A 25,051-nucleotide genomic window follows, 5' to 3' on the forward strand; every position below is an offset into this window, starting at 1 on the left:
TCCAAGGAATAATGATGAATACGACAATAAAAAAGTTAGCTCTATTAAGCTTATTTGCTATACCAACTACTGTTATGGCTGGTGAGTTAAGTACCACGGTTAATGCAACGTCTGACTATACCTTTAATGGTGTTAGCCAAACGGATAATGACCCTGCATTACAAGCTAGCTTAGATTATGCTGCCAATGACGGTTGGTACGTTGGTGCATGGGCATCAAACGTCGACTTTGGCAGTGCTGATGACACTTGGTTAGAACTTGATTTTTATGCAGGTAATTATGTTGAGTTAACTGACCGAGTCTCTGTTGATGCAGGTATCGCATATTACACTTACCATGGTGATAATGCCTCTGATGAATATTACTACCCTGAGATATACACCAAATTTGGTTACGGCTCATCGCTTGGTCATACTGAATTGAACTTTTGGTATTCATGGGATTACTTTGGTGTTGATGCTGACCATTACATCATGATGGTCGCACATACCTTTACCATTGCAGAAGGTCATGACATTCGTGTAAGCGTTGACCGCTCTACGTCGCAAGACGAAGATAAGTGGGCATGGGATGGTGACAAGTCTTACAACCATTACCGTGCAGAATACATGACTAGCTGGGAAGGTTTTGACTTCAATGTTGCTGCTGAAGATACCAGCATGAACAATGATGTAAGCGATTCTCGTGTAGTATTATCTGTATCACGAACTTTCACGCTATAAACTGTTATAATCAATAATAGCAAAACAGAATAATGTCTTTGACATTATTCTGTTTTTTAATATTGAGCATGAGTAATAAGCAAAATTCTTCTCTCGTGCGGGGTCAATTATGAAGAGGAGAATAAGGGGATTATGGAAAAATACGAGCAGCTGTTAATTTCATTACGCCGGGTGATCAGAGCCATTGACATACACTCGCGCCAATTAAATAAACTATCCGGTCTAACTGGACCGCAATTAATGGTAATACAAAAAGTTGATCAGCTTGAGGCGCCACTGGCTAAAAAAATTGCCCAAGAGATTAATTTAAGTGCAGCCACAGTGACGACCATTATTGACCGACTCGAAAAGCGTGGATTTGTAATTAGAACGCGCAGTGAAACTGACAAGCGTAAAGTTCACTTATCATTAAGTGAAGCAGGTAAAACACTGTTAAACAGTGCACCTAAACCATTGCAAGAACATTTTATTATGCGCTATCAGAATCTTGAAGAATGGGAACAAAGCCAATTATTGTCTGCAGTCGAACGTATTGCGACAATGATGGATGCCAATGATATTGATGCGGCGCCTGTATTGTACGTCGGCCAAATTCAAGTAGAAGATCAACCTCAATAAGTTCCCCCTTTCTTATCTATAGCGCGAGAACCATCTTGCGTTATAGGTATTGCAGCTGGCTAGCGTTTAATCTTAATATTTACCCCTTCGGTTGTCATGTGTTGTCATCTTTTTGAAAGCCATACTGTTTCAACGTCTGCAGTGCAAATCATAGTAAATATCAGCCTAACACCAAATGCTCGATTAAAGCGAGATGGTCGGCACCATAGTCTAGAGAGAACTAAGAAAAGTGAATGGCTAATTTCGTGCATCGATCTATGCAGATATATCAACACTCAGCATTAGCCACATATTAGCCACAGAAAGACTCAAGCGCACAAACATTGATATTATTACTACCCAGAATATAAAAGACGTGACGACTTTAACGTTTCAATAAGCTTGCGACTAAAATTGTTACTCACTTTTTCATAAAACCGATTAGCCAAATACGCTAAATAACTTAACGTTCAAATCACCATCATCAGTATCTCATACTCGCTATTTACACTTTGGTTACAAGGCGCGTTGGGCTAGAAGTCTCATCAAAATTAACCAATATAAAATTGATGATGTAGGATCGGCTCATTTATCCTTTCTGCTTTACACGCTAATCAGTTAGAAAAATTGCACGATTAAAGCCTTTAAAGTCAAACTGGAGTCGTTTAGTATGAGATGAGTATGTATTCCTTTGTGCTTATAACAACATGGGAGTGGTAATTGAAAAAAGTCAATATTATCCATGTGTTATAGAGAAGCTAGTGAGTCAACTTTTTTTACTGGTTGTGCTTTGGGGTATATTGGTAAATTTTAAAATTACATTTTGGAGAGAATCAATGTTAACTGTTATGAGAGCCCCATCTCGATATGTTCAAGGTGCTAACGCTATTTTGGAACTGGAAAAACACGTTTCCTCGATAGGCACAAAGTTCTATGTTGTAGCCGATGAGTTTGTCATGAATATGACCAAGGAAAAAATAGAACAGGCCTTTGGTGGTGATACTTCAAAATTGGTATTTGAAGAATTTTATGGCCAAAGTTCCATGACAGAAATTCGTCGTATCGAAGAATTACTTAAGATGAGCGGTTGTGATGCCATTATTGGGATAGGTGGAGGTAGAACATTTGATACCGTTAAGGCGGTTGGTCATTTTTCTAAAGTCTCAGTAATTATTGTACCAACCATAGCAGCAACTGATGCGCCATGTACTGCATTATCTGTTATTTATAATGATGAAGGAGAATTTAGCGAATATCTTTTCTATCCTAAAAATCCTGATGTTGTTCTGGTCGATTCTACCATTATCGCAAAAGCACCCGTACGTTTTCTAGTAGCAGGAATGGGCGATGCGTTAGGAACCTATTTTGAGGCCAGAACTTGCTTAAATACAAAATCTGCCAACCTTGTTGCTGGTGCGGTATCTCAAGCCGGTTTTGCACTGTCTAAATTGTGTTATGAAATATTGCGTGATTATGGCTTAAAAGCCAAACTTGCCGTCGAAAATGACGCAGTAACACCTGCGGTTGAAAAAGTGTTGGAAGCCTGTACTTATCTCAGTGGTGTCGGCGCTGAAAACGGTGGTTTAGCTACGGCTCATTCTATCTATAATGGTTTCACTATTCTTAAGCAGTGTGAAAAGACCATGCATGGTGAAATCGTGGCATTTGGCACATTGGTTCAATTGATCCTTGAAGATCAGCCAATGGAAGAAATTGAAAATGTGATCGATTTCTGTTTAACCGTCGGTTTACCCATTACGTTAAATCAGATTGGTTTAACAGATTACACCAGTGAAGAGTTGATGCGTGTTGCCCAAGCGGCTTGTAAGGAAGGAGAAACGATCCACAACACCCAAGGCGGTGTGACCGTTACTGAAGTTTACAATGCTATTGTGACTGCCAATGCGATGGGTGAAGAGTATCTGCAATTAGCTTAATTTTATAAGGTAACTCCCCATCATTATAAACCGGCCGAGATGTTAATCTTTTAATGTTAGGTCCAAATTCCAAACATAAAAAGCCCCAACTCATGTTGAGGCTTTTTTTTACCACTTTCTATTACTAGAGATTATAATGGTACCCGAGGCCGGACTATTCTTGATAACAAAGAGTGGCACGCCTGATGCTTAACAAGAGTGAGATGGATGTTCATCTTTATTCTTTACAACTAAATTCAAGATGTAAAAAAGCCCCAACTAATGTTGAGGCTTTTTTACACCATACTTACGTATGTAAATGATGGTACCCGAGGCCGGACTTGAACCGGCACGCTTATTCAGCGAGGGATTTTAAATCCCTTGTGTCTACCGATTCCACCACTCGGGCAAAGTGTTGTTTTAACCGTTACTAAAAGTAACCATTAAACGCAATATTGTGGAGGCGCAACCCGGAGTCGAACCGAGATAGGCGGATTTGCAATCCGCAGCATAGCCATTCTGCCATCGCGCCATGCTTTAACCAATTTCATCTCTATCGGATGAGAAAGAAATTGGAGCGACATATCGGGTTCGAACCGATGACCTATACCTTGGCAAGGTATCGCTCTACCAACTGAGCTAATGTCGCATATCTAACGCTTTAACGTTTCATTAATACTGCAGAAAAGGTATCGGCTTTCAACCTGTATCAACTGAACTAATGTCACATTTGTAACTCTTTAACGCTTAACAGCTAGAGAACGTTTCCCCTGACTGCGGAATGGCATTCTACCGTTTTAGCCCTGATAGTCAATCAATAAAAACAGATTTATTGCCACAAAATGACCGTTTGGTGCATAAAACAGCAGTATGATTAAATATATTACAAGGCGCATAAAAAAGCATCTCCAAAGAGATGCTTTATCATTAACTTTACGGGTAAGTACTCAATAAACAGACATATTAAGTATAAAGACTTTACTGATCGTCCCCATCACCTAAGGTTGATATTTATAACGTATTAATTTTTTGGTAATGACAATGTGGTTAAACCAAGCATTTTTTGCATAACACCAACAACTTGGCAGCTATAGCCAAACTCGTTGTCATACCAAACGTATAAAATAGCGCGCTTACCTTCAGCAATCGTCGCTTGAGAGTCAACCACACCCGCATAACGTGAACCAACTAAATCGCTAGATACAATTTCAGTTGACTCAGTAAAATCAATTTGATTCTGAAGTCCAGACTGTAATGCCACATCTTTTAAGTATTCATTCAGCTCATCACGATTAGTTTCAGATTGTAGATTAACACTGATGATAGCCATAGATACGTTAGGTGTTGGTACACGGATCGCGTTACCGGTTAACTTACCTGCTAATACAGGCAATGCTTTGGCAACGGCTTTAGCTGCACCCGTTTCAGTAATAACCATATTCAATGGTGCGCTGCGACCACGACGGTCAGCACTGTGGTAGTTATCGATCAGATTTTGATCGTTAGTATAAGAATGAATGGTTTCTACGTGGCCATTCTCAATACCGTATTTATCATTGACCGCTTTTAACACTGGAGTAATGGCGTTAGTGGTACAGCTTGCCGCCGATACAATGGTGTCTTCATCGAGAATATCATTTTCATTAACACCGAATACGATATTTTTAATCGCACCTTTAGCGGGTGCCGTTAACAATACTTTGGTCGCACCAGGGCTTTTAAGGTGTAAACCTAAACCGGCTTCATCTTTCCAAATACCGGTGTTATCCACGACTAAAGCATCGTTAATGCCGTACTGAGTGTAATCAACCTGGTCTGGAGAATTAGCGTAAATGATCTGAATGTAAGTACCGTTGGCAATGAGCGCGTTGTTTTCTTCATCCACTTCAACAGACCCATTAAACGGTCCATGTACTGAATCACGACGTAATAGACTAGCACGTTTTTCTAAATCGCTCTTTTTCCCACCCCGTAAAACAATGGCACGCAGACGCAATTTATTGCTCTTACCTGTACGTTCAATTAACAACCGGGCTAATAAACGGCCGATACGACCAAAACCGTAAAGAACAACATCACGAGGAGGGGTATCATCACCATGATTAACCGCTTCTGACAATTCGTGAGCCATATAAGCTTCAATACCGCTCGCATCCTTGTTATCACGCCAATAATTAATGGCTAATTTACCGATATCCACTCTGCAATGCTTGATGGCTAATTTGCTTAGTGCTACAACAAATGGGAAACTTTCACGAAGACGTAACTTTTCACCGACATGACGACGTACTAAACGGTGTGACTTAATGATTTCGATGGTTGATGCGTTTAGTAATGGTTTACCATATACCATTACTTCAATGCCTTGGTTACGATACAATTTTCCAAGCAACGGTTGCATTGCTTCTGCCATTTCGAAACGTTCTTGCCAGCTTTGTAAATGTTTATCTGCACTCATGTAGGGATCCTTTATCTCACTTTTCTATTATTTTCAGAAAGGTTTGAGTAACAATAAGAAAAGACCAATAATTTAGTATATTGTATGGGGACTACCCCTGTTGGTCGCCGACATTGTAATAAAATATACGCTATTTCGCTAGTAACAAATTTTCGGTAAATGTGTAATTTTATTAGACAATTCAGCTCTTGGAGACGTTTTTGAACCATAATTTTGTATTAATTACATCATTTACAGTTATTGGGGCATTTTTTGGTCTTTATGGCTGTGATAATGACCGTAATAGCGACCAAATTTGTAAAAATAATCCTGAACTTTGTAGCGATTTACACGAAGATAGTTGGTGTCGCTTTGAAAAAGCCGACTTAATCCGTCATCGATACGCGTTAAAACAAAGTTCATCGCCCACTGGTAAGCAACTGTATCAACAGCTCGTCCATCTAGAAGATTATAGTAAATGCATCGAATTGGCCGCTGGAGTGCAACATAAACTTAATACCTACCGTACTCGTGATCGCGAGCAAGCATTTGCGGTAAGCACCCAAACACTCGCTGAACTGCAAGAATTTACCCGCACTAATAATAATGTGCATTTAGCTTTTTATCGTTGGATGCGTTTCAACGACCAAGCCGGATTCACCATTGTAGAAGAAACCTATAAGCAAGGTAACCTCGTCGACAATGAAATTATTACTCAACTAGCCGCCTATTATGTGCGGGTCTCCCCTCGCGACGCTAAATCACTTTATTTGCATTTGTTATCCACATCAGAGCCAGCCAATGTCGATCCTGATTGGTTTTTAGCATTAGCCTCAATTTACCGCCAACAACAGGATAGTGAAAAAGAGTATCTGTTGACCAGAGCCAATTTGTTAATGAGCGAAAACCTTGCCGATGAGGAACAAGTATTAGCCATCATTAATGGTGATCATAAGCGCGCATTAGTTTTAGACCGCCAAGCAGTTGAATTAGTATCAACGGTAATGAGCAATAAATTTGCCAATAGTCACAGTGAAACATTATTGAGATAAACGACGATTTTACTGTTTATGTCAGCTTTTGTAGCAATAACTATTTATGTAAACTTACAAAAATGTGGTTAATTTATCTTCAAAACGGGCTAAATGTAAAAATAATACGACAATTACATCCTTTATTCGGCATATTTGGGTGATTTAACTTGATTATTATAGCCAGTTTGGTAATTTTACAACTAGGCGATCCACATGCCACCAAATTATTTTAACTTGAGGGATATGAGATGACTATCCGTGTAGCAATTAACGGCTATGGCCGTATCGGTAGAAATGTTTTACGTGCACTGTACGAAAGCGACAAAGATTACCCAATCGAAATCGTAGCATTGAATGATTTAGGTGATGCGTCAATTAATGCCCACTTAACTAAGTATGATACTGTACACGGTCGTTTCAACGCTAAAGTTGATCATGACGATGAAGCTATCTACGTCAATGGCGACAAAATCTTAACTTTCCAAGAACGTGACCCATCAAAGTTACCTTGGGCTGAGTTAAAAATTGATGTTGTTTTTGAATGTACTGGTATCTTTACTTCTAAAGAATCTGTGCAACCACACCTTACTGCAGGCGCAAAGAAAGTTATTATTTCTGCTCCAGGTAAGAATGTAGATGCAACCATCGTTTATGGTGTGAATAACGACATATTAACCTCAGACATGACAGTGATTTCAGGTGCATCATGTACGACTAACTGTTTAGCGCCTATGGCTAAGCCGTTAAATGATGAAATTGGTATTGAGTCAGGTCTAATGACCACAATCCATTCATACACTAACGATCAACGTTTATCTGACGTGTACCACACAGATTTACGCCGTGCTCGCGCTGCGGCAATGTCGATGATCCCAACTAAAACCGGTGCAGCTGCTGCAGTAGGCTTAGTGGTTCCTGAGCTTCAAGGCAAATTTGACGGATTAGCGGTACGTGTACCAACGATTAATGTGTCTTTAGTTGATTTAACCTTCTTAGCGTCTCGCGACACCACTATTGAAGAAGTTAACGCCATCATCACTCGTGCTTCACTGCAGTCTCCTATGTCTGAAGTGTTAGCGATTAATGAAGAACCATTAGTGTCTATCGACTTTAACCATAATCCTTTCTCTTCTAATTTCGACGCAACACAAACACGTGTTAACGGTCGTTTAGTGAAAGTGATGTCATGGTACGACAACGAGTGGGGTTTCAGTAACCGCATGTTAGACAACGCTGTTGCACTAATGAACGCTAAGTAATCTACCTTGTAGAGTCGCTTGTTGGATTTGGTTTAGCTTAAGAGCCTCGCATTTATTGCGGGGCTTTTTGTTGGCTGTTGGGTAAGCCGTGTACCCTTTGTGTGTGTGCTGGTGCTGGCAGGATTTTAGCTTCAACGTTACTGAAGTAGGTAACAAAAATGAATGTATCCATTAATGTCTAAAATGCCATCGCGATTATGTGGTGATGAAATTATAATCGTTACAACAAATTGCCACATAATTGAATCATGGTTATTCGAAGCACAAAATCGAGTCAAAAATTTGTTAGCTCTTGGTAATTATTATTAATTTAAAAAACAATACCTCTGACTATAACCTCAGCTGAACAATATTTTAATATCAGATATTTGTTGTTACTAAGCATTGGTATTATTTTAGATAACTCGATTCTGCTAAATAAAAAGCCGACTTGATGTCGGCTTTCATTTTTCTGTTCACACTAAACTTTGCGCTTAGGCGTTGCCCTTCACTTTCATATTCAATTCTTTGGCAAAATCGAGCATGCGGGTGAGTGGGATGAGTGCTTTGATGCGCAGTTCATCGCTAACAAAGATTTCATGGTCAGTTTTGTCGGTATCAACCAATGACGCTTCGATAGCGGGTAAACCGTTCATGGCCATCCACGGGCAATGAGCGCAGCTCTTGCAGGTCGCGCCGTTACCACCGGTTGGAGCCTCGAGTAAGGTTTTACCTGGCGCCGCTTGCTGCATTTTATAAAAAATACCGCGGTCTGTGGCAACAATAAAAGTGTCATTAGGCATTGTTTGCGCAGCGTTAATGAGCTGGCTGGTAGAGCCAACGGCATCGGCAAGTTCAATCACACTGGCAGGTGATTCTGGATGAACAAGAACGGCTGCTGTTGGATGTTGCTTTTTAAGCTGGCGTAAGGCTTTGGCTTGAAACTCATCATGCACAATACAATCGCCCTGCCATAACAGCATGTCAGCGCCAGTTTGCTTATTGATGTAAGCGCCTAAGTGACGGTCTGGTGCCCAGATGATTTTTTTATCTTGGCTGTCTAAGTGCTCAACAATTTCAAGTGCAATACTTGAGGTTACCACCCAATCTGCACGGGCTTTTACTGCGGCAGAGGTGTTGGCGTATACCACCACGGTATGATCAGGGTGCGCATCGCAAAACTCACTAAAGAGTTCTATCGGACAACCTAAATCTAATGAACAGGTTGCTTCTAACGTTGGCATTAAAATGGTTTTTTCTGGGCTTAAAATTTTTGCGGTTTCGCCCATAAACTTCACCCCTGCGACAATTAATGTCTTTGCTGGGTGATCACGACCAAAGCGTGCCATTTCTAGAGAATCAGATACGCAGCCGCCGGTTTCTTCTGCTAAGGCTTGAATTTCAGGGTCGGTATAGTAATGGGCCACTAACACCGCATCTTTTTCAATCAGTAACTGCTTAATGTGTGCTTTATATTGTGCTTTTTCAGCGTCAGACAACACGGCAGGTTTAGGTGGAAACGGATACTCAATAGTTTCAATTTTAGGTGCCGACAAACTCATACAGGTTCCAAACGATTGACATTGTCCGGATATTATACAAAATCGTGGTTAAAAACAAAAGGACGCGTTAGCGTCCTTTTAGATAAGGTAGTGTATTAAACACTTAACAGTATTAGCGCATGGCTAAAAGCATTTCTTGCGGTTGTTCTAGGTAGTGTTTCCATAGATTACAGAAACGGGCAATGGTGCCGCCATCAATGACGCGGTGATCGCCTGACCAACTCACTTGCATGATCTTACGTGCTTCAACTTCGCCATTGGCGTTAAAGCGCGGCAATACCTGCAATTTACCCAAAGCCACAATCGCCACTTCAGGTTTGTTGATAATGGGTGTTGCCACCGTACCACCTAGAGCACCAATGTTAGAAATCGAAATAGTGCCGTCTTTTAAATCTGCTGGTGATACTCGTCCGCTGCGCGCGGCAGTCGTTAAGCGAGTAATATCAGCGGCGATTTCTAAAATCGATTTACGTTGAACATCTTTGATATTAGGTACAAGTAAACCCACTTTGGAGTCAACGGCCATACCAATGTTATGACGTGACTTGTAGGTGAGTTCAGTGCAATCGGCATTCACTTGGCTATTTAATATCGGAAATTGGGTAATCGCTAACGACATGGCCTTCATAAAGAAGGGCATCATGGTGAGCTTCACTTCATCGGTTGAATAACGTTGCTTCATGCTTTCACGCAAAGCCACTAATTCGGTTAAATCAAACTCTTCACAGTAAGTAAAATGCGGGATAGTCGATACCGACTCTACCATCATCTTCGCCATGATAGCCTTCACGCCTTTGATGGGCTCGACTCTATCGCTTGCTCCAGCATAGCTAACAGTAGGGCTATTATTTATTTGACCAGCTTGATTTTCTAATTGACCACCGACTTGACCACTTACTTGATTAGCAGAAGATGACACCGGCGTTGTGCTTACAGCAGCTTGGGTGGAACTTGCCCCCTGCTGATGACGTTCAATGTCTTCTTTATAAACACGGCCATTTTTGCCAGTACCCACAACCATAGCAATATTAATGTCTCGCGAGCGGGCCATGCGGCGTACCGCCGGACTGGCTAACGCTTTACCTTGTGCAACAGGTTCAAGATTACCTTGTGGCGCAGCAACTTGAGCTTGTTCAGCAACCTCTACCGTCGCGGACTGAGTATGACTATCCGCTGCCACTTCAATGGCAAATAAAGGCGAGTGAACTTTAGCGAGCTGTCCTTTGCGATAATGCAGTTTGACAATTTTACCGGCTTTCATTGCAGGTATTTGCACTAAGGCTTTATCGGTCATCACATCAGCAATAGGCTGATCTTCAACCACCATATCGCCTTCTTTTACTAACCAATCAACCAATTCACATTCAACAATACCTTCGCCAATGTCTGGCAATAAGAATTCTTCAATGTTTGATTGGCTGCTTGAGGTGGTAACAACAGCATTACTGTCGTTAACGCTTGTGTCATTAATGGCCGTGTCGCTAACCGCTGTGACTTCAGCAACCGGCGCGTCAGTGACACTATCGCTCTCTTCACCTTCCATTTCTACTGCGTACAATGGTTGATGCACAATGGCTATTTCACCTTTAGCGTAGTACAGCTTAGTAATTTTTCCGCCATGGGGCGCTGGAATTTGCACTAACGCTTTATCAGTCATTACATCTGCAATCGGCTGATCTTCAGTGACCATATCACCTTCACTGACTAACCAATCAACTAATTCGCATTCCACCACACCTTCGCCGATGTCGGGTAAAATAAAATCTTTAATCATATCTTACTCCTAATAGGCCACTGTGGCTTTGATGGCTTCGAATGTCTTTAACTCATCTGGCATGTATTCTTTTTCATGCACTAATGGATAAGGCGTATCTAATCCGCACACACGGCTGATGGGTGATTCAAGTGATAAGAAGCATTCTTGCTGAATAGTTGCGGCAATTTCACCGGCAAAACCTCCGGTTAATGGCGCTTCATGGTTAATCAGCAAACGACCCGTTTTGGTCACTGATTTTACAATAGTTTCAACGTCCCATGGCGCTATGGTGCGTAAGTCGATAATTTCACATGAAATACCTTCTTTCTCGGCACGTTCGCAGGCCTTTTCAACGATGTCCATCTGTGCCCCCCAAGCCAAAACAGTAATATCACTGCCCTGTTTAACCACTTGTGCTTTACCTAACTCAATGACGTAGTCGCCAGCTGGCACTTCGCCAACAGAGGCTCGATACAAACGTTTAGGTTCAAAGAAAATCACTGGGTTTGGATCGCGAATAGAGGCCAATAACAAACCTTTAGCTTGTTCAGGATTACGCGGAATGACCACCTTTAAACCTGGCGTTTGCGTAAAATACGCTTCAGGTGATTGGGAGTGGTAATGACCACCTGCGATACCACCACCATAAGGTGTGCGGAAAGTTAACCCACCTACATCGAATTGATTGCCGCTGCGGTATCTGAATTTTGCTGATTCATTAACGATTTGATCGAATGCAGGAAAGATATAATCAGCAAACTGAATTTCAGCAACCGCGGTCATACCATAAGAGGCTAAGCCATTAGCAAAACCCGCAATACCTTGTTCAGTCAACGGCGTGTTAAAACAACGGTCGCGCCCAAATAGTTCTTGCAGGCCCGAAGTGGCACGAAATACCCCACCGAAGTGACCAACGTCTTCACCAAAAATTACCATGCGCTCGTCGGCAGTCATGGCTATTGATAGCGCCTCATTAATGGCGTGTAACATATTCATTTGAGCCACGGTTTAGAGTCTCCCTGCACTTTTTGGATAGGCTTTTGGATACTTATTGATATGCTCTTTCAACTCTTTCAGCTGCTTTCTCAATGCTGGAGTGGGTTTATCAAGCACGTCTTCGATGATCTCGTCTAATTTCGGAACAGGTAACTTTTCAGCCACTTTAACCGCGGCGAGGACTTCTTCGCGATAACGTTCGAACAATTTGGCTTCATCGGCTTCGGTGAGCCAATCTTTATTGATCATCCATAATTTAAAGCGTTTAACTGGATCGTGTTGTTGCCATTTGGCCTCTTCATCTTTTGAACGATAACCCGATGGATCGTCAGATGAAGAATGCGCACCCAAGCGATACGTCATCGCTTCAATTAATACTGGTGCATTGTGCTCAAGTGCATAGGCACGAGCTTGTTGAGTTGCCGCTAACACCGCAAGCATGTCATTACCGTCAACACGAATGGTGTGCATACCGTAACCGACTCCACGACTGGCAATACCATTGCCGGAGTATTGTTCTTCCGTTGGTGTTGAAATGGCATAACCATTATTGCGGCAGAAGAAAATCGTCGGCGATTTCAGCACTGCAGCCATGTTTAAACCAGCATGGAAGTCACCTTCTGACGCGGCGCCTTCACCAAAATAACAAATGGCCACGTTACGTTTACCTTGTAACTTCATACCGTAAGCCACACCTGTGGCTTGTGGGATTTGGGTTGCCAATGGTGACGAAATCGTTTGGTAATTCAGTTCACGGCTGCCGTAATGAATCGGCATTTGACGACCTTTACCTAAATCTTTTTCGTTACTGAACATTTGGTTCATAAATTGTTCAGTCGTAAAACCGCGATACCGCAATGATGCGTGTTCACGATATTGAGCCAAAATGACGTCATCTTTATCTAACGCGGCGGTACTGCCTATAATTGAGGCTTCTTCACCGGTACAGGTCATGTAAAAACTAATACGCCCTTGACGCTGTGCACCCAACATACGCTCGTCTAATACGCGTGTAAAAATACACGTATCAAAGATTTTATCAGCCAGAGCCTTGTCGATTACCGGTAAAACCGCGTTTTCATACGTGGTGCCATCGGCTTGCAAAATACGCAAAATGGGGATGTGCAATGACGCTTTGTCTAAGAAGCTGACACGGTGCACTGTTTCATTGGTCAGTGGTGCGTTGCTCATATTATGCTCTTGTTATTGTTGAACCATGTTCAATATAAACACGGCTCTATTTATACTATGCAAGTAGACATTACGTTAACGTAAACTACCTATCAATACTTACTTTAACAGTAAATGCATTTTACTCACGATTAACATGTATATATTGCTTTACGGCTATACGATTGACTCATTCGGTGCAGGCACTAAACATAACACTGTACGCTGCCCTATCGGCACATTCGCATTAGGAAACACAATCGCTTCTTGAGGGTGTTCTACTTTAATCTCTACACCACCTTCGGTTGCTAGCACTTCGCCCTGACTAAAGGCACTGAAGTTTTCGGCATCACCGGCAAAGCTAAAGGCAAAGTCTTCAACATGCTTATTGATCGAGCGAGACACCTTATATAAGTTGACCTTGGAAGAGTCGAACTCAACAGGCGCTAACGCAGTTTCGGTGATCAGCTTTTCAAGCATAGTATGAGTTTGAGTAAAACGACTCATGTCATTTTGCCCAAATGGCATCACCTTACCTAATTCAACCGTGAAGGCATCTGCTTGAAATTGCTGTGACGAATAATAACTAAACGTCGTTGTGGGTTCATGATGAAACAACATGGTATCGACACCACATGTCGCTAAAAACATGATTTGCTCCGCGCTAAAGGCTCGCCCTGGGCGGTATGGATAAATAGCAAATTTTTCATGCTTTGACGCACGGATGGCGGTATGTAAATCGTAATGTATGCGTTGATGGTCGCTATTGGCGTTAAAAAAGTCGGCGACATGTTGCTCTAATGCTTTGGCGCGGTGACGTTCTGGATGAGTTAAACCCTCACCTTTTGAGTGCGCACCACTGAACAGACGGTTCATGTTTTCGTCAATAAAACGGGTTTGATTAATGATGGCCGCAGGATTACCTATTAAGAATAAACACCGCTGTTTAGCGATGATTTTCTCACTCAACAAATCATGAATAAGTTGATTACACATTTCAATTGGCGCGGTTTCATTACCGTGGATAGCACTGGATAGTACAATGTCTTTGGTCGAATTTTGGCTCGGGGTAAACACAATGACACCCGTGTCGAGTACATCAACATGAGTATGTGTCCCTAACATAAAATCAAAACAGCCATCTATTTTGTCGGGATTGGCTAAAGTGTAAGCTAAAAAATCTTGGTCTTTCAGTAGATTAGATAACACAAACAACTCCTTGTATGCTTTATTATGCGGCATGATTAAGTTAGCCATTGTGCACCACTTAACATTAATTGCCTGTTTTTATCGGCGGATTCTAACATAGGCAAACATTATTTTATTGGTGGCATATGTTAGATTTATTTATTAATAAAAGTTTGCTTGCAAAACATCTCAATATTCAACACAATTATAGCCATCTAGACTTCTGTAAATTATTTTAAGGGTATGTCATGGCGTTAGCAACATTTGGTGCAGGTTGTTTTTGGGGTGTTGAATATTTTTTCCGTGACATTAACGGCGTCAGTAACGTAACTTGTGGCTACATGGGTGGCCAAGACAGTGCGACAACATATAAAGAAGTCAAAACCGGTTCAACCGGTCATGCTGAAGTGGTACAAGTTGAATTTGACCCGCAAGTAGTCAGTTTTGACGATTTATTGGACGTGTTTTGGCAGAACCATAATCCAACCATGTTAAATATGCAGGGCGGCGACATTGGTACCCAATATCGAAGTACTATATTTTTCCACAATAAACAGCAAAAGGCCGAAGCTGAAAGCTCTAAGCTGGCGCTAGCGCGCAGTGGTAAATGGGGACAGCGTCATATTGTGACCGAAATTGTACCAATACAAACATTTCACATTGCCGAGGAATATCATCAAAATTATTTAGAAAAAAATAATTTACCAACATGTCACTTGGTTTATTAATCCCGTTGAGCAGATATAGGGGCTGTTTATAATTTAAATTTGCCCTGCTTATAACTGAATACAGCTCCATTTATCGGTAAATATTACTTTTTACAATAAGTGATTCGCTTTAGGCTAGTTCGCTTGCCTAGAACCAGTTATTGACATAATAGATAACCCCAATCGATTTCTTACACTCAACTTCACTTTACCCGCCGTAGTAAATTCCATACAATCTCATTCATATTGCTTAGGGCATGTTATCGGAGAACAAAATCATGAGTGAAGCTCGTCACGTTAACCTACTAATTTTAGGTTCTGGCCCTGCCGGCTATACCGCTGCAGTTTATGCTGCACGTGCTAATTTAAAACCTGTGATGATCACAGGCATGCAGCAAGGTGGGCAATTAACCACGACTACTGAAGTTGAAAACTGGCCAGGCGATGCAGAAGACTTAACCGGCCCAGCATTAATGGAACGCATGCAAAAACATGCAGAAAAGTTTGATACTGAAATTATTTTTGACCACATCAACGAAGTAACCTTAACTGAGCGCCCTTTTCGTTTAAAAGGCGATAATGGCGAATTTACTTGTGATGCATTAATTATTGCTACTGGTGCTTCAGCTAAATATTTAGGGCTTCCTTCTGAAGAAACCTTTATGGGTCGCGGTGTGTCAGCGTGTGCGACTTGTGATGGCTTCTTTTACCGTAACCAAAAAGTTGCAGTGATCGGTGGTGGTAACACCGCGGTTGAAGAAGCACTTTATCTAAGCAATATTGCTTCTGAAGTTCACTTGGTTCACCGCCGTGACAGTTTCCGTTCAGAAAAAATTCTGATCAACCGTTTAATGGACAAAGTGGCTAACGGTAATATCATTTTACATCTCGACCAAACACTTGAAGAAGTCACTGGTAACGAAATGGGTGTAACGGGTCTTAAAAAGAAAAGTACTAAAGACGGTTCAGTAACTGATTTAGACGTTGCGGGTGTATTCATCGCCATCGGTCACAGCCCAAATACGGGTATTTTTGCTGACCAATTAGAAATGAGTCATGGTTACTTACAAGTAAACAGTGGCTTACAAGGTAATGCGACTCAAACTAGCATTGAAGGCGTGTATGCTTGTGGCGACGTAATGGACCAACATTATCGTCAAGCTATCACATCAGCCGGTACCGGTTGTATGGCTGCATTAGATGCAGAGCGTTTCTTAGACGCGCAAAAGTAATCTACCTCGCTAACGCTAAAAAAAGAGCAGCTTCGTTTGCTCTTTTTTATTAACTAATAAATGATTTACATCGCTTTATACCCATCAGGCCTCAAGGTGCTTTATCCGGTACCCGCTCGGATGCCAGATAAAGGTGCCACATTTGTTAATGGTCATTCCCTTGTCACTTGTTGCAACGCAGTTGGCGTTACTCTGTTAGGTTTATGCCATTAATCTAGATAAATTATAATAAATTAAATGCCTTTTTAAACTTCTTTTTGATAAAACACTGCTTCGGTATCACCTAATGGATCTCGATGAATACTTTTGTGTTGGAAGGTCATCCCGAGTTTTTTCATGATCGCGATAGACGCTAAGTTTTCTTCTATCGCCACGGCACTGACATGAGTGACCTCATCTACTGCACTCACCACGTCCATGACAGCTTGGGCCGCTTCTGTTGCGTAACCTTTGCCCCAACTTATGTGCTTAAATCGTCACCCTAATTCAAGGTTATGCGGCTGTGCTTGGGTAAAAAAATGCATTGGTCTGACTAACACCCAGCCCAAATAGGCACCGCTTAAGCCATGATTGTCGTTGTCAGCGCACGTTAATGCCTGTACCTTCCATAATCCCCAGCCTTTGGCTGGATTTAAATATTGAGCCAATCTGGGGATCATCACCGTATCAATCTGATGTTGAGTGGTTTTGTGTCCTCCATTTAAAAAATGCATCACCCGTTCGTCTTGGTCGAGTTCAAATAATAATGCGCTGTCATCAAGGGTTATTAATGATAATTGTAATCTAGAGGTATTAGCGACCAACATGTTTTTCTCCTTGGGTTGACACACAAGTTTACACAATGAAACAACAAACAATATACATATCGATTAACATATACCACTGAAAAAACTATTAGCAGTATGCACAGCAATTTGCTGCAAAAAAATTCGGATATTAAGAGGAAGGATTGTGGCGACTAAAAAACAAATCATATTACCAATCATAGTATTAGGAATTGGAATAGCCGGTTTAGTTGGCTTCTCTGCGTTAAAAAAGCCCCCAGAAGAAAAGCCCGCTGTTGATAACACTCCTTTAGTGTCGGTTGAAGCAATAGAGTATAACACGATGACCTTTTCGGTCAGTTCATATGGTGTTGTGGCCGCCAAATACGATACCGAACTCGTGTCGCAAGTAAGTGGTGAAATTATTTATTTAGCCGATGCATTCGTCAAAGGCGGCTTTGTTAAAAAAGGCGATATTCTTGCCAAAATAGACCCTAGCGATTATGAAGCAGGCTTATTAGATGCTCAGGCCAATGTTGCCGCATCCAAAGCTAATATGGTTCAAGAGCGAGCCAATGGCGAAGTTGCCTTACGAGAATGGGCGGAAATTACCAGCAGCAAGCCAACGGCTCTCAGTTTGCGGAAACCGCAATTAGCCCAAGAGTTAGCAAAGCTAAAAAGTGCTGAAGCAGGCTTATTACGCGCACAACGTGATTTAGAACGTACCGTGATCCGCGCACCGTATGATGCACTCATTTCCAGTCGAGAAATCGGTTTAGGTGCATACATGACTACGGGCAGTAAAATTGGCCATGTTTACAATACAGATACAGCTGAGATCCGCTTACCACTAGCCGATAAAGATATGCAATATTTAGACAGCAAAGGCACCCATGCTGAAGTGCAATTAGTGGGCAATTTTGCCGGAAGTAAACAAGAGTGGACAGGAAAAATTGTCCGCAGTGAAGGCGTGGTAGACAGTAAAAGTCGTATGACCTATTTGGTTGCAGAAATTGACGATCCCTACGGGCTTAACACCAATAAGAATGAATTACGTTTTGGCACCTATGTCACCGCTCATATCGAAGGCAGTAATGCCGGTAATGTGACCATTATCCCCCGTCATTTGATAGTAAATGGCTTAGTTGCCGTCATGGATGCAGACAAAAAACTGCGTTATAAACCCGTCACAATTATCCGCCAAGAAGGTGCTAATGTGGTTATTTCTGAAGGGCTTGAATCAGGAATGCAAGTGATAACATCAGCGCTTGATTACCCATTAGAAGGCATGAAACTGGCACTGCCAGAAGATAAGATTCTGCAAAAAGAGTCTGTAGAAAAAGAGCAAACAGAACTTGCGATGGAAGGTAAATAATCATCATGGCAGATACTCATAAAGGAATCATCGCCTGGTTTGCTCGCAATAGTGTGGCCGCAAACTTACTGATGATCATTATCATACTCGGTGGTCTGTTGACCGCAAATACTATTCGAAAGCAGTTCTTCCCTGCCGTTGAAATTAACTGGATTCAATTTAGCGCTGTTTACCCCGGTACTGCGCCGCAAGAAGTGGAAGAAGGCATTACCATTAAAATTGAACAAGCATTAGAAAGTGTTCAAGGTTTAAAACGAGTTATTACCTATTCAAACCGTAATATGGCTCAGGGTTACTTTCAGGTTGAAGACTCATATGACCCACTAGTGGTACTTGATGAAGTCAAGTCTCAAATTGACTCTATATCTACTTTCCCTGGCGGCATGGAGCCCCCAAAAGTTGAGCGAATTAAATTCAGGCAAGAGGTAATGTACTTAAGCCTATATGGTGATTTAAATCAAAAGCAGCTGAAAGACTTGGGCGAGCGGATTAATGATGAAATCATGCAGCTGCCTGGGGTTAACATTAGCGAATACTATAGCGGCTTAAGTTATGAAATTGGTATTGAAGTTAGTAAAGACCGTTTGCGGGAGTTTGGCATAACCTTTAACGATGTTGCCGATGCGGTTCGCGGCTATTCACGCAATATGTCTGCGGGGCAAATTAAAGCTGAAAATGGTTACATTAATTTACGCGTTCAGAATCAAGCCTATGTGGGTTACGAGTTTGAACAACTGCCTTTACTGACCTTAGATGATGGTACTAAGATTTTATTGGGCGATATCGCCACCGTAAATGATGGCTTTGAAGAAGGCATCCAATACTCAAAATTTAATGGTAAAAATTCAGTTAGCTTTTTCATTGGCGCCGCTAAAAACCAGAGTATTACAGATGTTGCCAAAACCATTAATATTTTTGTCGATAAACAGCAAAATATATTGCCACAAGGCGTAAAACTTGAACCTTGGGTCGACATGACTTACTACTTAGACGGTCGTTTGCAATTAATGCTCGACAGCATGAAAACGGGTTCTATATTAGTGTTTATTATGTTGGCACTATTCTTACGAGTTCGATTAGCGTTTTGGGTGATGATGGGGCTACCAGTATGTTTCTTAGGCACCTTATTGTTTATGCCAATGGCATTTATTGATGTCACCATTAACGTTATCAGCTTGTTTGCCTTTATCTTAGTACTGGGGATCGTGGTCGACGATGCCATTGTTATGGGAGAAAGTGCCCACAGCGAATCAGAAGAACACGGCCAAAGTATTGAAAGTGTTATTCGTGGGGTTAAAAAAGTTGCCATGCCAGCGACCTTTGGGGTGCTAACAACAATAGCGGCCTTTTTACCCATAACCCTTGATGATGGTCCGTCATCAGCATTTGGGCAAGCCATTGGTTTTATTGTTATTTTATGTTTGTTATTTTCGCTAATAGAATCAAAATTAATTTTACCCGCGCATTTAGCCCACATGAAAAAACCTACCGTGGTTAAACCCGGTTCAAAAAATCCAGTAGATTGGCTGCGTAACGGCGTCAATTTTGTTCAAGGAAAAGTTGACCGCGGTTTGAGCCGATTTATTAGTTCTATTTATCGCCCTTCCCTTGAATTAGCCGTTGAATATCGTTATGCGGTCATTATGTTGTTCATTAGCTTGATCCTGATCGGTGTTGGACTCTATATGGGTGGTGTGGTGCGTTTTATTGGTCAGCCAAAAATCCCCCACGATTTCCCAAGGGTTACGGTTGAAATGAACGTCGATGCATCAGAACAGTCGACGCTTGCGGCCGCTCTGGCGATTGAGAAAACCTTATATGATGTCGATAAAAAGATAGAGCAACAGTACGGTCAGAAAATGATTTCTGACATGCAGGTCGATCTTAAAGGGCAAACAACCGCTGAAGTGATGACAAAATTAGTCGACCCTTCGGTGAGACCGATGGACACTTTCGCATTAGCTGAATTATGGCGACAAGCCATGCCATTAATTCCAGGTGTAAAATCCTTTAACATCCGCGACAGCCTAATGGGTGGTGGTCGTGAAGACGGCGATATTAGCTTCAGGCTTGAAAGTAAAGATGAAGCCCAATTAGTTGCCGCTTCACTCGCCCTTAAAGAGAAGCTTAAATCTCTTAAAGGCGTCAGCGATGTCAATGACAGCCGTCAGTCAAGTGCAAAGGAAGTGCAGTTCCAATTAAAACCGTTAGCCAACGCATTAGGCTTAACCTTAGCCAATATTGCCTCGCAAGTGGGTAACAGTTTTTATGGCTTAGAAGCACAGCGTATTATTCGAAATGGTGAAGAGATCAAAGTGATGCTTCGCTATCCAGAAGAACAACGCAATTCAATCGCACTGGTACAAGACGTGATGATTAACACCCCACAAGGTGCAGAGTTACCCTTATCTGAAGTGGCGGAAATTAAGGTAGTTCAAGGGGTTAATAGTATTCGCCGCGAAAACAGTAACCGTACGATTAACGTATGGGGCAATGTTGATGCAGAGCAAACTGAACCGTTTAAATTGGCTAAAGATATCCGTGATAACTTTATGCCAGAATTACTGACCAAGTATCCACGAGTACACAGTGAGGTTTCGGGCAGTATTCAAGAGCAATTAGACAGTGCTGACACCCAAATGCGTGACTTTATTTTATCGCTATTACTGATTTATAGCTTGTTGGCTATCCCACTGCGCTCATATATACAACCAATTATGATCATGTCAGTTATCCCTTTTGGGATCATAGGCTCCGTCATGGGACACATCATTTTAGGCATTGATTTAAGCGTCTTATCCATTTTTGGTATTATCGCGGCGGCAGGTGTGGTGGTGAATGATTCGTTAGTGATGGTAGATTATGTTAATAATTCCCGAAAAGCAGGCGTCGCCATGAAAGAAGCTGTGCTCAATGCGGGTTGCCGACGCTTTAGGGCAATAATGTTAACTTCATTGACGACATTTATTGGTTTAGTGCCGATTATGGCTGAGACCAGTATGCAAGCTCAAATGGTGATCCCAATGGCGGTATCATTAGCCTTTGGGGTACTGTTTGCAACAGTCGTAACCTTGTGCCTCATCCCTTGTCTGTACATTGCTATTGAAGACGGTAAAACAATGATCCGCAAGATCATCAATATTTACGTCCCGGTCCCTTCATCAGCAACAACAGCAACCTAGCAGTATTAGTTACTTGTAGCAAAAACCATGAAAAAGGGCCTTAACTGGCCCTTTTTTATTACCGCTTTCTATGGCCGTTGTCTATTATTCTATCTAAGACGAATTTTTAGCTTGAAGCTAAGCCCTGCACACTATTTCATGATGCTTTAATCGATTACTAGAGACAGACTGAGTAATTGGTTTTATTCACAAAATAACGACCGCGTAAAAATAGTGTCTTTAACGTTATTCCACAAAATATTATGCTAATCTAACCTTAATCACCGTGCTTATTGCCAGCCAGCTAAGGTCACTTTCTATGAGTCAACGTAGCATTAATGCTCTATTTAAACCCACGTCTGTGGCAGTCATTGGCGCGTCTAACGGCAATAAACGTGCGGGTAAAGCCATTATGAAAAACCTGCTTTCGGGTGGTTTTTCTGGACCCATTATGCCGGTCACCCCCAAGTACACTGCTGTGATGGGGGTATTGGCTTATCCCAATATTGAAGCGCTACCCATCAAACCAGATCTCGCCATTATTTGTACTAATGCGCTAAAAGTCCCCAGTATCGTTGAACGTTTAGCGCAATTTGGCTGCAAAGTGGCCATTATTATGGCCTCAGGCATGGCCTCGCAAACCGACGAGCAAGGCAATAATTTACTTGAAGTCACCAAGCAATATGCTAAACGTTACGGGATGCGTTTGTTAGGCCCCAATAGCTTAGGAATGATTTTACCGCCTATAGGTCTCAATGCCAGTTTAGCCCACGCAGGTGCCAACACCGGGAAAATCGCCTTTGTGTCACAATCTGCCGCCATTTGTACCACGGTACTCGATTGGGCAAACAACAAAGGCATTGGCTTTTCTTCCTTTATTTCATTGGGTGATGCCACCGATATCGACTTTGGTGAATTGCTAGACTATCTAGGCCGTGACAGTAAAACCAGCGCCATCATGTTATATATTGATTCAATAAACGAAAAACGTCACTTTTTATCTGCTGCCCGTGCCGCCTCGCGCAATAAACCCATATTTGTGATTAAATCAGGACGCAGCCGTGAAGGTGTAAAAGCCGCCATGCTCCATACTGGGGGGATTGGTGGCAACGATGCCGTTTACGAAGCCGCCTTTAGGCGTGCCGGTATGCTAAGGGTTAATGATTTAATCGAATTATTTGCCGCGGTTGAAAGTCTCGCTCATTCTGCACCCCTAAAAGGCGAACGATTGGTTATTATGAGCAATGGCGGCGGCCCTGCGGTGCTTGCTGCTGATGAGCTGATCATAAAAGGTGGCAAATTAGCCCCCTTGTCAGAAAAAACAGTTGCCGAGCTCAACACTATTTTGCCTAGCACCTGGTCACAGCAAAATCCTATCGACATGATTGGTGATGCAGACCATCAACGTTACGCTGATACCTTAAATGTGCTGATGAGTAGTAATGAGACTGACACCATTTTAGTGCTGCATTCGCCATCGATATTAGGCGAAAGCGTCGAAATAGCCAACAGTATTATCGACATCATTAATAAACACCCCAATCGAAACCGATTAAATATACTCACCAACTGGGGCGGTGAGGACTCAGCTTATCTCGCCCGCAAACGGTTTACTAAAGCTGGCATTTCGACCTATCGCACCCCTGAAGGGGCTGTAAAAGCATTTATGCATATGGTCGAATACCGTCGTAACCAAAAATTACTCCAAGAAGTGCCACAATCGATACCCGATAATATTCCGACTGATAGCCACGCGGCGCGAGCATTATTACAACAGGCCTTAGATAATGGTCAAACCGTACTGGAAACCCATCAAGCTGGTGATATTTTACGAGCTTACGGCCTCAATACCATTGAAACATTGTTTGTAAAAGACGTGGATGAAGCCGTCAATGTCGCCAAGAAAATAGGTTATCCGGTGGCGTTAAAAGTGCAATCACCCGACCTACTCTACAAGTCGGATGTCCACGGTGTGGTATTAAATTTAGCCTCGGATGAAGATGTGAGCTATGCCGCCCACTCTATTATTAATCGGGTTCATCAAATTACTCCTAGCGCCAAAATTGACGGTTTGATTATTCAAAAAATGGCCTTAACCGCGGGGGCACAAGAAATTCGGGTATCCGTGATTAATGATCCGGTATTTGGCCCCGCTATCTGTTTAGGTGAAGGTGGCTCGGATTGGGACCCGACTCGTGATGCTGCCGTTGCCTTGCCTCCGTTAAATATGGCGTTGGCGCGATATATGGTCATCCAAGCACTGAAAACCCACAAGTTACGTGACCGTCACTTACCACTGGGTTTAGACATGAATGCCTTGTGCGTCATGTTAACCCAAATCTCTCATTTGATTATTGATTGCCCTGAAATCGCTGAATTAGACATTAATCCGGTGTTAGCGGCGGGTGAGAAAATTACATTATTAGACGTCAATATGCGGTTGCATGATACGCCACAAGACAACATCAACCGCTTAGCCATTTTGCCTTACCCGAAAGAATTAGAACAAACCACCACCTTAAAAAACGGTCTTCAGGTGATGTTAAGACCCATTTTGCCCGAAGATGAACCTAAGCATTTAGAGTTTGATAATTCATTAAGTGATGAAGACAGATACAAACGTTATTTTGGGGTGCGTTCACGGATGACCCATGAAGAAATGGCAGTATTAACTCAAATTGATTATTCCCGTGAAATGGCGTTTATCGCAACCACAATGACAGAAGATGGCGAAGAGCTGACCTTAGGCGCCGTGAGAGCATCTATCGACCCAGATAATACTGAAGCCGAGTTTGCTATGGCGGTACGCAGTAACTATCAAGGGATCGGCTTAGGTAAGTTATTGCTCGAAAAACTGATTGCTTATTACAAGACCAATAACACCCTTTATTTAATGGGGTTTACCATGTTTGAAAACCGCAGTATGGCCAACCTTGCCAAGTCACTCGGGTTTACAGTGTCATTTGATATGGAAGAACATCTGATAAAAATGCACATGGATTTGCAACCTGAGTCTACCGCCCAATAACATTCTGATTAACACACGGTATTAATCAGCAATAGATAAACAAACGCCCACCAATGGATCATAGCGATTACATTCATTGGTGGGCTTAAACGTTTTATAGCCAAATACCCGTGCGATTAAACAAGCTAAAAAACACTATCGAAATAGCCATTATGCCAGCTAGAACCG

General features: G+C 42.1%; 18 protein-coding genes and 3 tRNA genes. 10 read left to right on the top strand and 11 right to left on the bottom strand.

Annotated elements, in window-relative coordinates; genetic code table 11:
- The first annotated feature begins 14 nt into the window (after nucleotides 1–14).
- The 3 genes from AAEZ02_RS08120 to AAEZ02_RS08130 all read left to right on the top strand — a co-directional run bounded on the left by AAEZ02_RS08120 (nucleotide 15) and on the right by AAEZ02_RS08130 (nucleotide 3,256).
- Nucleotides 15–722: a TorF family putative porin gene (locus tag AAEZ02_RS08120; protein ID WP_101031638.1), complete on the top strand. Its 708-nt coding sequence runs from the start codon at nucleotides 15–17 to the stop codon at nucleotides 720–722.
- Between the two features lie 132 nt (nucleotides 723–854).
- Nucleotides 855–1,340: a MarR family winged helix-turn-helix transcriptional regulator gene (locus AAEZ02_RS08125; RefSeq protein ID WP_101031639.1), complete on the top strand. Its 486-nt coding sequence runs from the start codon at nucleotides 855–857 to the stop codon at nucleotides 1,338–1,340.
- 740 nt (nucleotides 1,341–2,080) lie between these two features.
- Entirely contained in the window at nucleotides 2,081–3,256 is a 1,176-nt protein-coding gene (locus tag AAEZ02_RS08130) for a glycerol dehydrogenase (RefSeq protein ID WP_351122724.1), read from the top strand.
- A gap of 302 nt (nucleotides 3,257–3,558) precedes the next feature.
- Here the strand turns inward: AAEZ02_RS08130 and AAEZ02_RS08135 are convergent.
- From AAEZ02_RS08135 to AAEZ02_RS08150, 4 genes are all read right to left on the bottom strand, one after another.
- Nucleotides 3,559–3,644 (bottom strand) — tRNA-Leu (locus AAEZ02_RS08135).
- 49 nt (nucleotides 3,645–3,693) lie between these two features.
- A tRNA-Cys gene (locus AAEZ02_RS08140) sits at nucleotides 3,694–3,767 on the bottom strand.
- Between the two features lie 41 nt (nucleotides 3,768–3,808).
- Nucleotides 3,809–3,884 (bottom strand) — tRNA-Gly (locus AAEZ02_RS08145).
- A 372-nt stretch (nucleotides 3,885–4,256) separates the two neighbouring features.
- On the bottom strand, nucleotides 4,257–5,693 hold the full coding sequence (locus tag AAEZ02_RS08150; protein WP_101031643.1) for a glyceraldehyde-3-phosphate dehydrogenase: 1,437 nt from the start codon (nucleotides 5,691–5,693) through the stop codon (nucleotides 4,257–4,259).
- A gap of 200 nt (nucleotides 5,694–5,893) precedes the next feature.
- On the opposite strand from AAEZ02_RS08150, the gene AAEZ02_RS08155 reads away from it, so the two are divergent.
- Nucleotides 5,894–6,724, top strand: a complete 831-nt coding sequence (locus AAEZ02_RS08155; RefSeq protein WP_124011476.1) for a DUF2989 domain-containing protein — start codon at nucleotides 5,894–5,896, stop codon at nucleotides 6,722–6,724.
- 230 nt (nucleotides 6,725–6,954) lie between these two features.
- Nucleotides 6,955–7,965 (top strand): type I glyceraldehyde-3-phosphate dehydrogenase, encoded by a 1,011-nt coding sequence (gene gap, locus AAEZ02_RS08160; RefSeq protein ID WP_101031647.1) that lies wholly within the window; start codon nucleotides 6,955–6,957, stop codon nucleotides 7,963–7,965.
- 473 nt (nucleotides 7,966–8,438) lie between these two features.
- On the opposite strand, the gene nadA is transcribed toward gap, so the two are convergent.
- From nadA to astE, 5 genes are all read right to left on the bottom strand, one after another.
- Nucleotides 8,439–9,506: a quinolinate synthase NadA gene (gene nadA, locus AAEZ02_RS08165; protein ID WP_101031649.1), complete on the bottom strand. Its 1,068-nt coding sequence runs from the start codon at nucleotides 9,504–9,506 to the stop codon at nucleotides 8,439–8,441.
- 112 nt (nucleotides 9,507–9,618) lie between these two features.
- Nucleotides 9,619–11,280 (bottom strand): dihydrolipoyllysine-residue acetyltransferase, encoded by a 1,662-nt coding sequence (locus AAEZ02_RS08170; protein WP_124011477.1) that lies wholly within the window; start codon nucleotides 11,278–11,280, stop codon nucleotides 9,619–9,621.
- A 9-nt stretch (nucleotides 11,281–11,289) separates the two neighbouring features.
- The gene (locus AAEZ02_RS08175) at nucleotides 11,290–12,267 is read right to left on the bottom strand and encodes an alpha-ketoacid dehydrogenase subunit beta (protein ID WP_124011478.1); all 978 of its coding nucleotides are present in this window, start codon (nucleotides 12,265–12,267) and stop codon (nucleotides 11,290–11,292) included.
- A 3-nt stretch (nucleotides 12,268–12,270) separates the two neighbouring features.
- Entirely contained in the window at nucleotides 12,271–13,449 is a 1,179-nt protein-coding gene (locus AAEZ02_RS08180; RefSeq protein ID WP_101031655.1) for a thiamine pyrophosphate-dependent dehydrogenase E1 component subunit alpha, read from the bottom strand.
- Nucleotides 13,450–13,605: 156 nt separating this feature from the next.
- Nucleotides 13,606–14,637: a succinylglutamate desuccinylase gene (astE, locus tag AAEZ02_RS08185; protein WP_124012108.1), complete on the bottom strand. Its 1,032-nt coding sequence runs from the start codon at nucleotides 14,635–14,637 to the stop codon at nucleotides 13,606–13,608.
- A 227-nt stretch (nucleotides 14,638–14,864) separates the two neighbouring features.
- On the opposite strand from astE, the gene msrA reads away from it, so the two are divergent.
- Nucleotides 14,865–15,344: a peptide-methionine (S)-S-oxide reductase MsrA gene (gene msrA, locus AAEZ02_RS08190; protein WP_124011479.1), complete on the top strand. Its 480-nt coding sequence runs from the start codon at nucleotides 14,865–14,867 to the stop codon at nucleotides 15,342–15,344.
- 257 nt (nucleotides 15,345–15,601) lie between these two features.
- Nucleotides 15,602–16,555, top strand: a complete 954-nt coding sequence (gene trxB, locus AAEZ02_RS08195; protein WP_101031659.1) for a thioredoxin-disulfide reductase — start codon at nucleotides 15,602–15,604, stop codon at nucleotides 16,553–16,555.
- A gap of 245 nt (nucleotides 16,556–16,800) precedes the next feature.
- Here the strand turns inward: trxB and AAEZ02_RS08200 are convergent, their stop codons facing one another.
- Complete coding sequence (locus AAEZ02_RS08200) at nucleotides 16,801–17,019, bottom strand: GNAT family N-acetyltransferase (protein WP_325049180.1); 219 nt, start codon at nucleotides 17,017–17,019, stop codon at nucleotides 16,801–16,803.
- Nucleotides 17,020–17,031: 12 nt separating this feature from the next.
- Complete coding sequence (locus AAEZ02_RS08205) at nucleotides 17,032–17,361, bottom strand: GNAT family N-acetyltransferase (RefSeq protein ID WP_325049152.1); 330 nt, start codon at nucleotides 17,359–17,361, stop codon at nucleotides 17,032–17,034.
- Between the two features lie 145 nt (nucleotides 17,362–17,506).
- On the opposite strand from AAEZ02_RS08205, the gene AAEZ02_RS08210 reads away from it, so the two are divergent.
- The 3 genes from AAEZ02_RS08210 to AAEZ02_RS08220 all read left to right on the top strand — a co-directional run bounded on the left by AAEZ02_RS08210 (nucleotide 17,507) and on the right by AAEZ02_RS08220 (nucleotide 24,883).
- Entirely contained in the window at nucleotides 17,507–18,694 is a 1,188-nt protein-coding gene (locus tag AAEZ02_RS08210; protein WP_124011480.1) for an efflux RND transporter periplasmic adaptor subunit, read from the top strand.
- 5 nt (nucleotides 18,695–18,699) lie between these two features.
- Nucleotides 18,700–21,876 carry an efflux RND transporter permease subunit gene (locus AAEZ02_RS08215; RefSeq protein WP_124011481.1) on the top strand — a complete coding sequence of 1,059 codons (3,177 nt, stop codon included), beginning with the start codon at nucleotides 18,700–18,702 and terminating at the stop codon, nucleotides 21,874–21,876.
- 298 nt (nucleotides 21,877–22,174) lie between these two features.
- Entirely contained in the window at nucleotides 22,175–24,883 is a 2,709-nt protein-coding gene (locus tag AAEZ02_RS08220) for a bifunctional acetate--CoA ligase family protein/GNAT family N-acetyltransferase (RefSeq protein ID WP_124011482.1), read from the top strand.
- The last annotated feature ends 168 nt before the right edge of the window (nucleotides 24,884–25,051 follow it).

The organism is Shewanella sp. T24-MNA-CIBAN-0130, assembly GCF_040310185.1.
GTDB classification, from domain to species: domain Bacteria; phylum Pseudomonadota; class Gammaproteobacteria; order Enterobacterales; family Shewanellaceae; genus Shewanella; species Shewanella psychromarinicola.

Bases quoted from the DNA above. Each gene is read 5' to 3' on its own strand.
- AAEZ02_RS08120 (WP_101031638.1), top strand. From the start codon at position 15: ATGAATACGACAATAAAAAAGTTAGCTCTATTAAGCTTATTTGCTATA.
- AAEZ02_RS08125 (WP_101031639.1), top strand. From the start codon at position 855: ATGGAAAAATACGAGCAGCTGTTAATTTCATTACGCCGGGTGATCAGA.
- AAEZ02_RS08150 (WP_101031643.1), bottom strand. From the start codon at position 5,693: ATGAGTGCAGATAAACATTTACAAAGCTGGCAAGAACGTTTCGAAATG.
- gap (WP_101031647.1), top strand. From the start codon at position 6,955: ATGACTATCCGTGTAGCAATTAACGGCTATGGCCGTATCGGTAGAAAT.
- nadA (WP_101031649.1), bottom strand. From the start codon at position 9,506: ATGAGTTTGTCGGCACCTAAAATTGAAACTATTGAGTATCCGTTTCCA.
- AAEZ02_RS08170 (WP_124011477.1), bottom strand. From the start codon at position 11,280: ATGATTAAAGATTTTATTTTACCCGACATCGGCGAAGGTGTGGTGGAA.
- AAEZ02_RS08180 (WP_101031655.1), bottom strand. From the start codon at position 13,449: ATGAGCAACGCACCACTGACCAATGAAACAGTGCACCGTGTCAGCTTC.
- msrA (WP_124011479.1), top strand. From the start codon at position 14,865: ATGGCGTTAGCAACATTTGGTGCAGGTTGTTTTTGGGGTGTTGAATAT.
- trxB (WP_101031659.1), top strand. From the start codon at position 15,602: ATGAGTGAAGCTCGTCACGTTAACCTACTAATTTTAGGTTCTGGCCCT.
- AAEZ02_RS08205 (WP_325049152.1), bottom strand. From the start codon at position 17,361: ATGTTGGTCGCTAATACCTCTAGATTACAATTATCATTAATAACCCTT.
- AAEZ02_RS08215 (WP_124011481.1), top strand. From the start codon at position 18,700: ATGGCAGATACTCATAAAGGAATCATCGCCTGGTTTGCTCGCAATAGT.
- AAEZ02_RS08220 (WP_124011482.1), top strand. From the start codon at position 22,175: ATGAGTCAACGTAGCATTAATGCTCTATTTAAACCCACGTCTGTGGCA.